Source organism: Brevibacillus schisleri (assembly GCF_055685845.1).
Genome location: NZ_JBVNDM010000001.1, coordinates 4744574 through 4759405 on the forward strand (window position 1 = coordinate 4744574; position 14832 = coordinate 4759405).

Consider the following 14832-nt stretch of genomic DNA (forward strand, 5'->3'; position numbering starts at 1 on the left):
TATGAGTCAAGATTTTTCTGGCGAACACATGTGTCCAAAATATGAATGCGCAATGAACGTCCTTGGAAAACGCTGGACCGGCCTGATTATTCATGTGTTGCTACGCGGGACTGTACGATTCAAAGATATCCGGGAAATGGTTCCTCATATGAGCGATAAAATGCTCTCGGAAAGACTGAAGGAGCTGGAAGAGCTCGAGATTTTGGAGCGCAAAGTGTACCCAGAGATCCCAGTTCGCATTGAATACGAATTGACCGATAAAGGAAAAGATCTGCGTCCTGTCATTGATTCCATTCACGAATGGGGCCAAAAATGGATGTAGCATAACCCCACTTGTCCAAGACGGATAAGCGGGGTTTTTTATTGCGGTCAGGCATAAGCTCCTCCCTTTTGCTGTACACTCTAGCAACCCAAGGTGAAGGGAGGACGGGGAATGCGAACGGCCGTCTACATACGTGTCAGTACAGAGGATCAGGCACGTGAAGGATTTTCGATCCCCGCTCAAAGGGAAAAGCTGCTCTCGTATGTTCACTCCCAAGGCTGGGAAGTCCAAGCCGTCTACGCAGATGAAGGCGTCAGTGCCAAAGATACAAAGCGCCCTGCACTCAGTCAACTCCTGCAAGATATCCGAACGGGTAAAATCGATGTCGTCCTCGTCTATCGACTCGATCGGCTTACTCGCTCTGTCCTTGATCTGTATCAGCTCCTGCAGGAGTTCGATCGACATGCGGTACATTTTAAAAGCTGCACAGAGGTATACGATACGACTACGGCAATCGGGCGACTGTTTATAACCTTAGTGGCTGCTCTCGCCCAATGGGAGCGGGAAAACTTGGCGGAACGGGTCAAGCTGGGGATGAGCCAAATGGCAAGAGAACGAAAACGGCCAGGAGGACCTCCACCATTTGGATACAATCTAGTGCAAGGAACGCTGGTCGTGAATCAAAGGGAAGCAGCTGGCGTACGCAGCATGTTCGAGCGCTATGATCGAGGCGAATCTCCGCGCCAAATCGCCGAATGGGCAAATCATTCTGGATTACGCGGGAAAAATGGCGCTTCCTGGAGTGCAAGTGCCGTGCTTCGTCTGTTAAAAAATCCGGTCTATCATGGCGCGTTGCGTTGGAATTACACCGACTCCGATCAACAACGCAATGACCCCGAGGAATGGATAATCGAAGAGGCAACTCACCCGGCCATCATCGATCAATCCTGTTTCTCCCGGGTGCAGGAGCGGATGAGTGCTCGCGGAACAAGCCACCCTCGCGTTCTCAGCTCCCGCTACCTCTTTTCCGGATTGCTATACTGCTCGCGTTGCGGCTCCTCCATGCGCGGGAAAACAACCACCATTACAGGAAAAGGGGAAAAACGCTACACGCACCGCTATTACTTATGTAAAAACAAGCTGGCTGGTACGTGTGATGCTCCAGCCATACGTGAGGATCGCTTGGAAAAGGTCATTGTGCACGAGCTGATGCAGCATTCACCAGAGTCGATCGCTGCGTTGCAGGAAGTGGTTCAGACTTTGTTTCAGACGAATTCCTGCTCCGCGAAAGAGACCGGGCAAGAGCTGCAAATTCGGAAGCAGCGCTGGGAACAAGCTTATGAAGAGGGATTCCTTTCGTTGGCTGACTTACGAGAGAAAATCAATGCATTGGAGCGGGCTGCTAAAGAACGAGAACGCACTTACTCTGTTTTTTCAAGTGTAGAACGGTTTGATCTAGATGCTCTTTCCAATTGGAACCTTATTTGGACATATGCAAATGAAAAAGAACGGCGCTTACTCGTGTGCATGCTCATCCAACGTGTTGACGTGGAAGCAACAGACGCTGCCTCTGGTCAAAAAAATCGAGAGGTGTGCCTGCGTCTGTTGTCTTTCCACTAAAACTTTCTCTGATTTTGTTTGTATGGTTACAGGTGGTTCCCCACTTGGTTTGGAAAATTCTGTGACAGCGGGGATCATTAGTGCTAAAAACCGCCGATTACAGGTTGCGAAGCGAATGTACGAAGAAATTTTTCAGACGGATGCTGCGATTAACCCAGGAAATAGCGGAGGTCCACTCATTAATTTGAATGGGGAAGTCGTTGGTCTCAATGCATTCATCATTCAATCCAGCCAATGCTTAGGTTTCGCTATCGGGATTGACGCCCTCAAAATGCAACTGGAGCAGTACGTATTCAAGTGAGAAGCACACGCTTCAACAAAAAAACCCCGTCTAGGAGGACGGGGAATGCTTCTCTAATGCAATAAGATATACATTTGGACCTTCTGTGTTGATTTGTTCTTCTGCCTGTTTTAATTGTTGCAGCTGAGCGGCCGTAAGCTGTGCGATAGGCAGTTCACCCAAACGATTCTGTTCCATGCGACATTCCTCCGTTGGTGTCAGACTCACGATCGTAGTCTGCCCGATCTGGAGAGTATGTATTTACGCAGTGAGATCAAAAGCTTTGGCAATCGCAGAACACGAACGCTTGCAGAAAACGATGGGCAGCTCGCGGTCTTTGGCTTGGTTTTTCACAGTTTTGGCCAAGTTGTGATTGACGAAATCAGTCAACACCAAAATCATGTGGATACCAGCAGGAATTTTCACCCCAGTTTGCGAGCTTTTCCGTCCAGTTACGTGGTGAATATCCTTGAAGCCTTGACCTTGCAGTAATTCGATAATATTGCCTAGGCGATCTCCGCCTATTACTAAAATCGATGACATAACTTGTTACCTCCTTAAATTTAGGTGAATGTAAGATTTATGTTTTCTTCTCTGAATACTAATTGATAATGAATATCACTCTTATTGATAAATATTATCATTCCCATTTGTCTTTGACAATACTCTCCATGATAACTTTTTTGTCAAAAAACAAAACTAGAGACTCAGCCTAAAGGCAAAGCCACGTCGCTCTAACGTTCCCGCTCTCTTTTCCAAATTACACCGCATCCTATTCTTCGCAGTCATAAGAAAATGTACATAGGTGTTGCCCGGGTGTTTTTTCCAACGGTATAATGAAAAAATAGATTGTGAATGAGGAGGTGGCGTAGGGTGCAAGAAATTACACAGCTGCACGCCATTTTTGATCGCACCAGAGGTTACATCAACAGCTTCATGGGCGTTATCCAGCCGATTATCGATGCGGCAACGGACGAGCACACTCGTCTTTATTACCATCACATTTTGGAAGAAGAAGAACAGCGCATGGGTCGCTTGCAGGAATTGGTTCCCTACCTGGAGAAGCTGTCAGCAGGAAAAAGCCTGGATCAGCTCAGTGATCGGGACCTCTCGCAAATGCTGTCCGATGTGAATCTGGAACGTTTTGGACTGCACAATTTCCGCGAGCATCTGGAGCTCTCTTTGTATGAATTCAAGGATGACGAAACACGTCAGCTCCTGGATGGCATGCGTGAAAAGACGCATACAGACTATTTGACAGTCAAAGAGATCATGGCGAACATGAGCCAACGATTCTCTGATGCGACTCATCCTGATCTTACTGATCACGATGAGGGGCACGATATTCACCAGGTAGATCATTTGAAAGCCTCGGCTTCCGCTCCTCACGGTGTTGCTTCCGTGATCAAGCATTCCGCCCCTGCCGTTTCCGGTAAAAAAGGACTGACAGTTGGCAGCTTGAAAGGAATGTAAAGAATCGGAAATCCTGAAATGACATGGAGGTTACACTATGGACAAGCTTCGTAAATACCCAGACTCTCCTTTGACGACGGAAGAATGGAATCAACTGGACGCAACTGTTGTTGACATGGCTCGCCGTCAACTAGTGGGACGTCGTTTTATCGATATTTATGGACCATTGGGTGAAGGTATCCAAACCATTACCAACGATGTATATGAGGAATCCCGTTTTGGTGGTCTCTCCCTGCGCGGAGAATCACTGGAAATGACACAGCCTAGCCGCCGCGTCAGCATGACGATTCCGATCCTGTACAAGGATTTCATGCTCTACTGGCGCGACGTTGCCCAAGCACGCACACTGGGCATGCCTTTGGACATGAGCGCGGCTGCCAACGCAGCTGCTGGTGGTGCACTGATGGAAGACGATCTGATCTTCAACGGTGCTGCGGAATTCGACCTTCCTGGTCTGATGAACGTAAAAGGACGCCTCACTCATCTAAAGAGCGATTGGATGGAATCTGGCAATGCGTTTGCCGACATCGTGGAAGCACGCAACAAGCTGTTGAAAATGGGCCATAGCGGTCCATATGCACTGGTTGTTTCTCCTGAGCTCTACTCTCTCTTGCATCGTGTGCACAAAGGCACCAACGTGCTTGAGATCGAGCACGTTCGCAATCTCGTTACAGATGGTGTCTTCCAATCCCCTACCATTAAAGGCCGTTCCGGCGTATTGGTAGCAACTGGCCGCCACAATCTCGACCTAGCGATTGCAGAAGACTTCGACTCCGCATTCCTTGGAGACGAACAAATGAACAGTTTGTTCCGTGTCTATGAGTGCGTTGTATTGCGTATCAAGCGTCCAAGCGCCATTTGCACCTTGGAAGAAACAGAAGAATAGGAAACCCTTTGACACACCCATTGACGGTTCTCGTTGTGGGTGTGTTTTTTCATCCTTGAAATATGTAACAGATCACTTATAATAAGAACGTACGTTCCAAACTTTCCAAACAGTCTGACATAAATGTCGTTGGGGGGCTTTTTATGAGATGCGAGGTCAATGGCGTCAACCTTTATTATGAAGAGATCGGAAGCGGTTTTCCTGTCGTGATGATTCATGGCTTTTCACTTGATCACCGCTGCATGACTGGTTGTCTGGAACCGATTTTTGAGAAACGTCCGGGGTACCGACGGCTTTACATAGACCTGCCAGGAATGGGACAAACGGAAAACTACGAACATCTCCACACCACAGACGATATTCTGGAGGTTGTGCTCGCGTTCATCGATCAACTCATTCCAGGTGAGCCCTTTTTCATTGCAGGTGAATCATACGGCGGATATCTTACACGAGCAGTTATCGAGAAGCGCCGAGAGCAAGTAAAGGGTGCCCTTTTCATCTGCCCAAATGTCATTCCTGACAAAGAAAAACGAACACTGCCGGATAAACCCGTCCTAGTAGAGGAGTCTTCCCTCTGGGAGCAGTTGAGTGAGACGGAACGAGCGGAGTTTGAGTCGATGGCGGTAGTCGCTACCGATTATACGTGGAATCGCTATAAAAAAGAGATTATCGACGGCTACATGCTTTCTGACCCTGCTTTTCTCATGAAAATTAGACAAGCCTATGGCGTCTCCTTCCCATTAGACACCGCCCCCTTCCCCCATCCGAGTCTATTTGTTGTGGGGAAACAAGACCAGTCTGTCGGTTATCGCGATATTTGGGATATCATCGAAGCCTATCCCCGCTCTTCTTTTGCAGCTCTCGATTGTGCCGGTCACAATTTGCAGATCGAGCAGCCGCTTCTGTTTACAGAGCTTGTAAATGAATGGCTGGATCGGGCACAAAGAGAGCTATCCCAGTAAACATGCATAAAAAAGACAACCAGCCCCTTGAGAATGGTTGTCTTTTTGCTTCCATTAAACATTTGTCACCAGTGATTCGCTGTAGGCATGGAATGCCTTGCCCAGTCGTGAAATCGCAAGCTCCGTGTCTTCCCGGTTCAAGAGCGTATAGTTCAAGCGCATCGTATTGAGATGCGGCTCGGCTGCATAAAACGGCTTCCCTGGCACGAATGCCACACCTTCCTTTACGGATTGGGCCAGCAGCTTCTCTGCATCGAAATGCTCAGGCAGATTCACCCAGAGGAACATCCCGCCTCTTGGTTTTTCCCACTGTACGCCCTCCCAGTTTTGCGCAACCAAGAGCTCATGCATCCATTCCATGCGCGCCTTGTAGGACTCGCGGATTTTCTCAATGTGACGTTCCAGATCAAAGCGGGACAGCAGTTCATACAGAGCGTACTGGTCGATTGTGCTCGACTGCAAATCAACTGCTTGCTTCGCCTTCACCATCATTTGAATCACGCGTGTATCACCGATAGCCCATCCGGTACGCAAGCCTGGTGCGACAATTTTGGAAAAGGTACTGGTGTACACCACACAGCAATCGGTCGGATGCTCATCCAGTGAGAAAATGGAACGGTACGGAGCTTCCCCATCAAATTGGATCTCTCCATATGGATCGTCTTCCAGGATGAGAATGTTTTGCGCCTTGCATTGACGAAGCAAGCCAAGACGGCGCTCAAGGCTCCATACCTTTCCTGTCGGATTGGCAAAGGTAGGAATGACGTATACCATTTTCGGGCGATACTGGGCAATTTTTTTCGCCAGATCGTCCAAATCCATCCCATTGGCATCACCGTCTACCGGAATCGCTTTGATTCCCCGGAATTGGAACAATTGAACCGCTGCCAAATAAGTAGGGTTTTCGACGAGAACGACATCGCCTTCGTCTAAATATACACGGCACAACAAGTCAACTGCTTGCTGAGAGCCCGTAGTGATGATCATATTATCTGCACCGACGTTCATATGCTTTTGCTTCATACGGGATGCAATCCACTCACGAAGCGGCAGGTATCCATCAGTCAATCCGTACTGAAGAGCTTTTGCTCCTTTTTCAAATGCGCGGTTAAACGCTTCGCGCATCTCTGCGATTGGAAAAGAATCCTCTGCTGGCAGTCCACCTGCGAGCGAGAGCACTTGATTGCCTTGGGTCAGCTTCAAGATTTCCCGGACAGCCGAGGAGGATAGTGCTTCTACAGATTTTGAAAATGAGTACTCCATGTTCCGTTCCCCCTTGATTTTGCTTATCCTTGTTTTATCACTGTCAACAGCGTAAGTCCAATCTTTGCTAGCTATGAGCAGATAGGTTTTGACTATGTCGAGCGGTTGTTCAACCATTAGTCTTCACACACTGCATGCAAAAAACCCCTCTTCGCATGAAACGAAAAAGGGGTCCATATGTATGGGCTATATTTTCCTAAGCAATACGGAACACACGTGGTTTCTCTGTTTGTGGAAGGAAGGAGAGGTCGACATGATTGGACGCTTCTTCCATACCGATATCGCTTGCCAACAGCAATGCCTCTTCTTGGAAGGTCGGCGTACAGCTGCCTTCATTCAGCTCACAGAGTCGCTTCAATCGCTTCAGTCTCTCTGCTGACTTCTCTACTCTCATGCATTCGTTCGTCAGCTCACATACGTTGACGTGACGAGCATCAGCGATCATGCTGATATCATTCACATGGACAATCAGCCTTTTGCCTTCTTCCGTAACAAAGCCGATCGAGCAAAAATGCGCACCTGACATTTCCAAACGAGTGAGAACAGCATTGGCGTAAACTTCTCCCGTCCGCAAGCGAATCTGGCCTGCTTCAATGGCTCCGCCGATTTTTCGCTCGTTGGCGATCACCGTATACATATCCGTGTAACCGTTAATCTGATAGCGCATGGTACCCTCCCGCTCTAGCTGAGACTAATTATCATTAACAACAATGACATCGTATAATGAAAATCATTATCTGTCAATAATGAGAATGATTTTTATTCTAGAAGAAAAAAGCCACACTCCATCTATACGGTAGTGTGGCCATTTTGCCTCGCTTTTATTTTGTTTTCGTAAATAACCCCAACCGTTCAATCCGCTGGACCGCTTCCGCGAGACGCTCTTCGTTGGATAACAAAGCCGCTCTCACATAACCCTCACCTGTCGGGCCAAAGCCATTTCCCGGCGCTACGACGACATGCGCTTTTTCCAAAAGTAGGTCAGAGAACTCCACAGATGTGAAGCCGCTTGGAACAGGAAGCCAAGCAAAAAACGAACCTTGAGATGGCGGAGCCTGCCAGCCAATCCGATGCAGATTGGAGTACAATGCATTGCGGCGGCTTTCGTAGACAGCGACGAGATCGCGGACGCACTGCTGCGAATCCGTCATCGCTTTGGCTGCCGCCATCTGTACTGCACCGAACAGACTGACGAAGTAATGGTCCTGAATGAGGTTAATCAGACGAACCAGCTCGCGATTACCTACCATGGCACCCACACGCCAGCCTGCCATGTTGTACGTTTTGGACAAGGTATAAAATTCTACGCCCACTTCTTTTGCACCCGGAACCTGCATGAAGCTGACCGGCTTTTTCCCGTCATAGCTGATAGCTCCGTAGGCGAAGTCGTGGCAGACGACGATTTCATGTTTTCGGGCAAAACGAATGGTTTCCTCATAGAACTCGAGTGGTGCGTTGACTGCTGTCGGATTGTTCGGATAGTTGAGAAACATCAGTTTCGCTCGATCTAAATCAGCCTGGGACAGCTGGCTGTAGTCTGGCAAGAAGTCATTTTCCGCCTTCAACGGCATCATAACCATCCGTCCGTCTACGACTGCAACCCCCGACCAATAATCCGGATAGCCTGGGTCTGGAACCAGTGCAACATCGCCTGCGTTCATGAGTACTTGGCAAATCTCTACGAGTCCGGTTTTACTGCCGAACAAAATCGCTACTTCTTCCTCCGGATCGAGGTCCACATCAAATTCTTGCTTATACCAATGAGCCACTGCCTGCTTCAGTTCCACACGTCCCTGAAAAGGCGGATATTTGTGATGGAGTGGTTGTGCCGCTTGCGCCTGTAATTCTTCAATAATATGCGGCGGTGTTGGCAAATCAGGATTGCCCTGCCCCAGGTTAATGACGTCATGGCCTTGAGCTATGACCTTGTTTACTTTTGCCACCAGGGTCGCAAAAAACTGGGTAGGGAGTCGATCAATCATATCGGCATGTTGAATGCGCATCTTTCTTCCATTCCTTTCTTGGGCCAATACAGTAAAACCCCCTTTTTCCATACAGAAAAAGGGGGAGATCAGCTTGGTCACGTCCTTATCTGTCAGGAAAAAATCCTGCTGGAATTGGCACAGCATCTGTCCATCACATGGAACAGATCCGCTGCCGGGCTTCATAGGGCCAGTCCCTCCACCTCTCTGAATAAGTCAAATATACTGTTTTTTCGTCTATACCATACTACTTGAGCACGTAAACCGTGTCAAGATGCTTGATTGTGTACCGGCACTTGATGCCTTCTTTTGTGAAAAGAGGTGTGGAAGGCAAAGAAGGCGACAGACAACAGACACAAGCCCGCCATCACGAACAATAGTCCCTGCGCGTGAATCGATTGGAAGATGAATGCGCCGAGCAGTGGCCCGAGCATCCGCCCAGCTGATCCAGTCCCTGCAATCAGTCCTTGAATGAAACCTTCTCGTCCCTCTGGCGTAAACTGTGCAGCTACTGCTGGCACCGCTGGCCACACGAGCATTTCGCCCAGCGTCATGATGAACATCCCCGCCACAAAGCCTGCATAAGCCGTTGATTGCGACAAAATCAACATCGACAAGGCAAAAATATAGGCGCCCAAGAGCATTTGGGCTTTTAGCGTTCGCGCAAAGCGTCGAATGACCCACGCAATCAGTGGCTGACCAAACAGGATCAAGCCGCCGTTCAGCGTCCACAACAGACTGTATTGACGGAGGGAAATGCCCAAGGATTGCATATAGGTCGACAGCACCGTTGTCCATTGTACATAGACAATCCAGCTAATTAATAGTCCCCCGCATAATAGCAGCAAGGCACCCCATACCACCTTTGACTCTTGCTGTGGTTGTCGCAGCACATCAGTAGTTGCTTGCTCAGGCATGCTTTGTCCAGCCGTCGAGTTTTGGCGTTGGTGTTCCACCATTTTTAACTGACGGGGCAAAATGAGTAGGAACATGGCGAGGACGATTACTTGTGAGATGGCATTACCAAAAAACGTCCAGGCAAATGACACACTTGCCAAAAAGCCGCCCAACGCAGAACCGGCAGCTACCCCCACATTGAGCGTGACATAAATCAGATTGATTCCTTTACGTCCTCCGTCCGGCCACAAAACTATGGCCAATGCATTCATCACCGGAGAAAGTAATCCATAAAACAGTCCATTCAACAGAAGCAGCACAACATATATCGTAAAATCCTCCGTAACACCTAATCCGAGCGAAATCAGGATAACACCGATGGAACCGACAATGATGGTGCGCATTTTGCCCCAGCGGTCAAACAGCATCCCGCCGACAATACTTCCGATCAAGAATGCGCCTTGGTTTAAAAGCAACAAGAAGCCGGCTACAGTCAGCGGCTTTCCGAGATGGTTATGAATATAAATCGTGACCAGCGGCCAAATACATGCCATTCCGGTAGAAAAAATGACGGCAGCAATCGCCAATAAACGAATGCTGCTCGGATAGGATTCCCACTTTTGCCTCATGGCTTACTTCTCTCCCCGATGGAAATCGCCGCTTTTTCCGCCTGTTTTGGATTCCAGACTGGTCGGACCGATTATCATTTCTTTATCCATCGCTTTGCACATGTCATACACCGTCAAAGCCGCTACGCTTACAGCGGTCAAAGCCTCCATCTCAACGCCTGTTTTCCCTGTCGTCTTCACGGTTCCTGTAATCGCAAGCGTCGTTTCGTCTACAAAAGCAAATTGTATGTCGATGCCAGTCAATGGCAGCGGATGACACATCGGGATGATTTCCCACGTTTTTTTGGCAGCCATGACACCTGCTACCTGTGCTACGGCGAGTACATCGCCCTTTTCGATTCGACCTTCGCGGATTCGGGCGAGGGTTTCGGGTTTCATGCTGATTTGGCTCTCGGCTACAGCCACCCGTTTTGTGACGTCCTTCTCAGACACGTCTACCATCCGCGCTCGATTTTGTTCATTAAAATGTGTTAATTGATCAGTCATACGAGTATCGTTCCTCCTCTATCTTCTCCTACCTTACTCCCGCCGCTGGATAAAAGCAATGGGAATGTAGATGGCGTAGTTTCGTTATCTTGCTCATCCACTCCTAAAAACGTACGAAGAACAAGTGAGGGAGATATACTGTGCGTACACAGCTCAAAGGAGGCATATGGGAATGGAAACGAAGAAGGATCAGACGGTACGTTGGTCAATGCTGAGACATGGGGATTGGACCATTTATTTGGCTGCAACGGCTGCCGGGCTTTGTTATGTCGGCTCAGTCAACCAGCCATTTGCTGAATTGGAATCGTGGGTTGAAAAGCATCGCCCACACAGTGCACTGGTGCAAGACGATCCGTGGCTAAAGCCTTTTGCAACAGAACTAATGGAGTATTTGCAGGGGACGCGCGAGCATTTTTCCATGGATTGCGACCTGTCTGGAACGCCTTTTCAGCTCGCTGTCTGGGAGGCACTGCGCCAAATCCCATACGGTCAAACGGCATCGTACACCGACATTGCAAACATCATTGAAAAGCCCGCTGCTGTTCGTGCCGTCGGTGCCGCAATCGGTGCCAATCCGGTTCTCATTACGGTCCCCTGCCACCGCGTCGTCGGTAAAAACGGTTCACTGACTGGCTATCGCGGAGGACTGCCCATGAAGACAACTCTGCTCGATCTGGAGAAAAAGGCAAATCGGGGTGTGAAGCATGGCTAAATCAGTGACAGAAAGGATTGCTGCACTCGACTGGCAATCCATGCAACAGGAGCTGGATGAACAAGGGTATGCTGCTTTTCCTTCCTTAATAAACGCGGATGCGTGCGAGGAATTAATCGCTACATATGGACAGGATGAGCTTTTTCGCAATACGATCCAGATGGCGCGGTACCGTTTCGGTGAAGGAGAATATCGCTATTATCAGGCTCCCCTTCCCCCGCTTTTGCAGGAGCTTCGCGAAGGCTTTTATCCGATGCTTGCGCAGACTGCAAATCGGTGGCTGGAAATGCTTGGTCGCGAAGCTATTTATCCTGCTACCCTCCCTGAATTTTTGGCCCACTGTCACGATCAGGGTCAGCTGCGCTCTACTCCATTGATTTTAAAATACGAGACAGGTGGCTATAATTGCTTGCATCAGGATATGTACGGTGAAGTGTTCTTCCCGTTTCAAGTGGTTTTTGCCTTGAATCAAAAGGAGAAGGACTACAGGGGCGGAGAATTTCAACTGATGGAGCAACGGCCGCGCGCACAGAGCCGGGGACATGTGATAACCTTGGAGCAAGGTGCTGGCCTGATTTTCCCGACATCCTACCGTCCTGTGCAGGGAACGCGAGGCTACTATAAAAATACGCTACGCCACGGTGTCAGCACGATTACCTCCGGAAAGCGCTACAGCCTCGGAATTATTTTTCATGATGCAAAGTGAGGAACGCCCCATATGAAAAGCATCCTTTCCTATAAAATGCCGAAAACCCTCCTTAATAAAGGAAGCGGATTTCTTGCGGATTACACCCATTCGCTCAATCCGTATACAGGCTGTTCTTTCGCCTGCTCCTATTGCTATGTTCGGCAAATGCCTGTCTCTTTGTTTCGCAACGAGCAATGGGGCACGTGGGTAGATATCAAACAGCAAGCTGCCGATTTATTGCGCAAGGAGCTTTTGCGGGCTAAGAAAAAAGGAAAGGTGACCATCTTCATGTCTTCGAGTACAGACCCATACCAGCCCATCGAACAAACGGAAAAGGTAACGAGGTCTTTACTCGAAGTCATGGTAGAGAATCCACCTGATTTTTTGCTGGTGCAGACTCGAAGTCCCTTGGTTTGGCGGGATGCCGATTTGTTGCTCCTGCTGGGTGATCGTGTCCGCGTCAGCATGACCGTCGAGACCGATTTGGAGGAGATTCGCAGGCACTTTAGCCCACAAGCTCCCCCTATTCAAGCGCGGCTCAAAACACTCCAGCGCTTGTCGGAAGCAGGCATCCCTACACAAGCAACGATTGCCCCTGTTTTACCGAGCAGTGAGTCATTCCCGGAGATTTTGCGTCCCCTGGTCACCCGTGTCTGTGTCGACGATTTTTATATGGGAGATGGCAGCGGCGGTAAACGCACGAAAAGAAACGGCATTCCCGCTCTCTATGAACAGCTTGGACTGGAGCAATGGTATGATCCTTCCGCCTATCGGATCGTCTATGATCGGCTATTGCGTGTTTTTCCCCCGGATCAAATTTATTTGAGTCAGGAAGGCTTCGCCCCTTAGCATCAACCATGGATTGTAACACCCCATTCATTGGCAACTTTGATCGGTTTATGATATCGTCTAGCCTAGAGAGTAGTATCATCCAGGGAAATGAGGAATTGTCTTGACCATTACGATCTTGTTATTTGCCGGACTCGCCGAACGTGCGAATGCCCGGGAAGTACAGTTGACCTTATCTGAAGGTGCTACCGTTAGCGATCTTCTGCAAGCAGTGGAAAAAGAATATCCTGCGCTCTCTGCGCTTTTGGGCAGTTGTTTTGTCTCCATCAACCATGAATATGCAGCGAAAAATCAGGTCATTTCAGTCGACGACGAGATTGCCCTCTTACCTCCAGTAAGCGGCGGAGAAGAAGACCCGCGCTTTGCCATTACCGAGGAGCCTATTTCTGCGGACAAGCTCGTTCGTCTGGTGAGCAACCCGCATGCAGGCGCGATCCTTACTTTTGTCGGAACTGTTCGGGAATTTACCCATGGTCAGCGCACCGTGTATTTGTCCTATGAAGCCTATGCGCCTATGGCGGTTGAAAAAATGAAGCAGGTCGCAGCAGAGATCGAGGAACGCTGGCCGGGAGCACAAGTCGCGATGCACCATCGTATCGGTCATTTGACTGTGGAAGAGATTGCAGTTGTCTGTGCCGTTGCAACAGCGCATCGCAATGAATCGTTTGAAGCAGGCCGTTATGCTATCGAACGACTCAAGCAGATCGTTCCTATTTGGAAAAAAGAAATGTGGGAAGATGGAAGCGAGTGGAAGGGACATCAACAAGGGCCGTGGAATCCGCTTGCGATGCCAGAAGGAAAGGTGGAGTAACGCCTTGGATACTCGCTATTCCCGTCAAATATTGTTTCATCCGATCGGGCGCAGTGGACAAGAAAAACTCGGTCAAAGCCGTGTAGCCATTGTCGGTATGGGAGCGCTCGGAACGGTTCTCTCCAATCATATGGTTCGGGCTGGAGTAGGTTTTGTCCGCATCATTGACCGCGACTTCGTCGAGCCGAGCAACCTACAGCGTCAAATGCTCTACGACGAATCCGATGCAGCCGAGCATTTGCCAAAGGCAATCGCCGCTCACGCCAAGCTGACGAAGATCAACTCAGCCGTTACCATCGAACCGATCGTCGCAGACCTCACCGCTTACAATGCGGAGGAATTGCTGGCAGATGTCGATCTCGTTTTGGATGCGACGGATAATTTTCAGGTGAGATACCTCGTGAACGATGTTTGCGTTAAACATCGTATCCCGTGGGTGTACGGTGGCGCTGTGAGTGCGACCGGAACCTTTACCGCGATTCGTCCGGGAATTACACCTTGCTTGCGCTGTCTTTTCCCTGAAGCGCCAAACCCGGGTGAGATGCCTACCTGTGACACAGCTGGCGTCATCGGACCGATCATTCACATCGTCGCCTCCTATCAGGCAACGGAAGCATTCAAGCTGTTAGTAGGCGCAACGGATGAACTCAATCCGAATTTGGAGCACTTTGAGATTTGGCATAACCGCCATCAGCAAATCAAGGTGGTCAATGCCCGCCGAGACGACTGTCCGACATGTGGGCAGAAGCAATTTTCGTTTTTGCAGCCGGATACCCAAGATGGACAAGCCGTTTCGCTTTGCGGTCGAGACACCGTACAAATCTCACCCGCCGCTGCAATGACACTTGATCTACATGCATTGGCAGCTAGACTTTTCCCTTTAGGACAAGTCGAACAAAACAAGTTTTTGCTGCGTTTCCGTGTTGATACGTACACGCTCGTTATTTTCCCGGATGGTCGCGTCCTCGTGCAAGGCACAGATGACGTCAGCCTGGCACGTTCGCTTCATGCCAAGTATATCGGCGCGTAACT

18 protein-coding genes and 1 riboswitch are annotated in these 14832 nt (G+C 49.3%); of the genes, 11 read left to right on the forward strand and 7 right to left on the reverse strand.

Features of this window, described 5'->3' with window-relative positions; translation table 11 throughout:
• Position 1 precedes the first annotated feature (1 nt).
• The 3 genes from ACUUHJ_RS22615 (at position 2) to ACUUHJ_RS22625 (ending at position 2183) form a co-directional block, all read left to right on the forward strand.
• Positions 2-322 carry a winged helix-turn-helix transcriptional regulator gene (locus ACUUHJ_RS22615; RefSeq protein WP_016742092.1) on the forward strand — a complete coding sequence of 107 codons (321 nt, stop codon included), beginning with the start codon at positions 2-4 and terminating at the stop codon, positions 320-322.
• 111 nt (positions 323-433) lie between these two features.
• Positions 434-1882 carry a recombinase family protein gene (locus tag ACUUHJ_RS22620; RefSeq protein WP_472299991.1) on the forward strand — a complete coding sequence of 483 codons (1449 nt, stop codon included), beginning with the start codon at positions 434-436 and terminating at the stop codon, positions 1880-1882.
• A gap of 22 nt (positions 1883-1904) precedes the next feature.
• The gene (locus ACUUHJ_RS22625; RefSeq protein WP_289673891.1) at positions 1905-2183 is read left to right on the forward strand and encodes a S1C family serine protease; all 279 of its coding nucleotides are present in this window, start codon (positions 1905-1907) and stop codon (positions 2181-2183) included.
• Between the two features lie 30 nt (positions 2184-2213).
• Here the strand turns inward: ACUUHJ_RS22625 and ACUUHJ_RS22630 are convergent, their stop codons facing one another.
• Together ACUUHJ_RS22630 and ACUUHJ_RS22635 are read right to left on the reverse strand one after the other, a co-directional pair.
• Positions 2214-2360 (reverse strand): hypothetical protein, encoded by a 147-nt coding sequence (locus ACUUHJ_RS22630; protein ID WP_015892424.1) that lies wholly within the window; start codon positions 2358-2360, stop codon positions 2214-2216.
• A gap of 63 nt (positions 2361-2423) precedes the next feature.
• A complete protein-coding gene (locus ACUUHJ_RS22635; protein WP_016742090.1) occupies positions 2424-2705 on the reverse strand; it encodes a DUF2325 domain-containing protein in 282 nt (93 codons plus the stop codon).
• Positions 2706-3035: 330 nt separating this feature from the next.
• On the opposite strand from ACUUHJ_RS22635, the gene ACUUHJ_RS22640 reads away from it, so the two are divergent.
• From ACUUHJ_RS22640 to ACUUHJ_RS22650, 3 genes are all read left to right on the forward strand, one after another.
• Complete coding sequence (locus tag ACUUHJ_RS22640) at positions 3036-3635, forward strand: IMEF encapsulin system ferritin-like cargo protein (RefSeq protein WP_289673892.1); 600 nt, start codon at positions 3036-3038, stop codon at positions 3633-3635.
• Positions 3636-3672: 37 nt separating this feature from the next.
• Positions 3673-4521: a family 1 encapsulin nanocompartment shell protein gene (locus ACUUHJ_RS22645; protein ID WP_007721249.1), complete on the forward strand. Its 849-nt coding sequence runs from the start codon at positions 3673-3675 to the stop codon at positions 4519-4521.
• A gap of 143 nt (positions 4522-4664) precedes the next feature.
• The gene (locus tag ACUUHJ_RS22650; RefSeq protein ID WP_472299992.1) at positions 4665-5483 is read left to right on the forward strand and encodes an alpha/beta fold hydrolase; all 819 of its coding nucleotides are present in this window, start codon (positions 4665-4667) and stop codon (positions 5481-5483) included.
• Between the two features lie 54 nt (positions 5484-5537).
• Here ACUUHJ_RS22650 and ACUUHJ_RS22655 read toward each other — a convergent pair whose 3' ends face one another.
• From ACUUHJ_RS22655 to moaC, 5 genes are all read right to left on the reverse strand, one after another.
• The gene (locus tag ACUUHJ_RS22655; protein ID WP_015892428.1) at positions 5538-6746 is read right to left on the reverse strand and encodes an aminotransferase-like domain-containing protein; all 1209 of its coding nucleotides are present in this window, start codon (positions 6744-6746) and stop codon (positions 5538-5540) included.
• A 196-nt stretch (positions 6747-6942) separates the two neighbouring features.
• Positions 6943-7413 carry a hypothetical protein gene (locus ACUUHJ_RS22660; RefSeq protein WP_016742085.1) on the reverse strand — a complete coding sequence of 157 codons (471 nt, stop codon included), beginning with the start codon at positions 7411-7413 and terminating at the stop codon, positions 6943-6945.
• Between the two features lie 154 nt (positions 7414-7567).
• Positions 7568-8749 carry an aminotransferase class I/II-fold pyridoxal phosphate-dependent enzyme gene (locus ACUUHJ_RS22665; protein WP_472301229.1) on the reverse strand — a complete coding sequence of 394 codons (1182 nt, stop codon included), beginning with the start codon at positions 8747-8749 and terminating at the stop codon, positions 7568-7570.
• 82 nt (positions 8750-8831) lie between these two features.
• Positions 8832-8946, reverse strand: a riboswitch (SAM riboswitch).
• Positions 8947-8997: 51 nt separating this feature from the next.
• Entirely contained in the window at positions 8998-10254 is a 1257-nt protein-coding gene (locus ACUUHJ_RS22670; protein WP_289673894.1) for an MFS transporter, read from the reverse strand.
• 3 nt (positions 10255-10257) lie between these two features.
• Positions 10258-10740 (reverse strand): cyclic pyranopterin monophosphate synthase MoaC, encoded by a 483-nt coding sequence (gene moaC / locus ACUUHJ_RS22675; protein ID WP_289673895.1) that lies wholly within the window; start codon positions 10738-10740, stop codon positions 10258-10260.
• Between the two features lie 172 nt (positions 10741-10912).
• Between moaC and ACUUHJ_RS22680 the strand changes: the two genes are divergently transcribed.
• The 5 genes from ACUUHJ_RS22680 to ACUUHJ_RS22700 all read left to right on the forward strand — a co-directional run bounded on the left by ACUUHJ_RS22680 (position 10913) and on the right by ACUUHJ_RS22700 (position 14830).
• Positions 10913-11452, forward strand: coding sequence for a methylated-DNA--[protein]-cysteine S-methyltransferase (locus tag ACUUHJ_RS22680; protein WP_289673896.1), 540 nt, complete (start codon positions 10913-10915; stop codon positions 11450-11452).
• A complete protein-coding gene (locus ACUUHJ_RS22685; RefSeq protein WP_289673897.1) occupies positions 11445-12158 on the forward strand; it encodes a 2OG-Fe(II) oxygenase in 714 nt (237 codons plus the stop codon). The genes ACUUHJ_RS22680 and ACUUHJ_RS22685 overlap by 8 nt, the downstream gene beginning before the upstream one ends.
• Positions 12159-12170: 12 nt before the next feature.
• Positions 12171-12989 (forward strand): radical SAM protein, encoded by an 819-nt coding sequence (locus tag ACUUHJ_RS22690; RefSeq protein WP_472299993.1) that lies wholly within the window; start codon positions 12171-12173, stop codon positions 12987-12989.
• A gap of 103 nt (positions 12990-13092) precedes the next feature.
• Positions 13093-13800 (forward strand): molybdenum cofactor biosynthesis protein, encoded by a 708-nt coding sequence (locus tag ACUUHJ_RS22695; protein ID WP_289673899.1) that lies wholly within the window; start codon positions 13093-13095, stop codon positions 13798-13800.
• A gap of 4 nt (positions 13801-13804) precedes the next feature.
• Entirely contained in the window at positions 13805-14830 is a 1026-nt protein-coding gene (locus ACUUHJ_RS22700; RefSeq protein WP_289673900.1) for a ThiF family adenylyltransferase, read from the forward strand.
• The last annotated feature ends 2 nt before the right edge of the window (positions 14831-14832 follow it).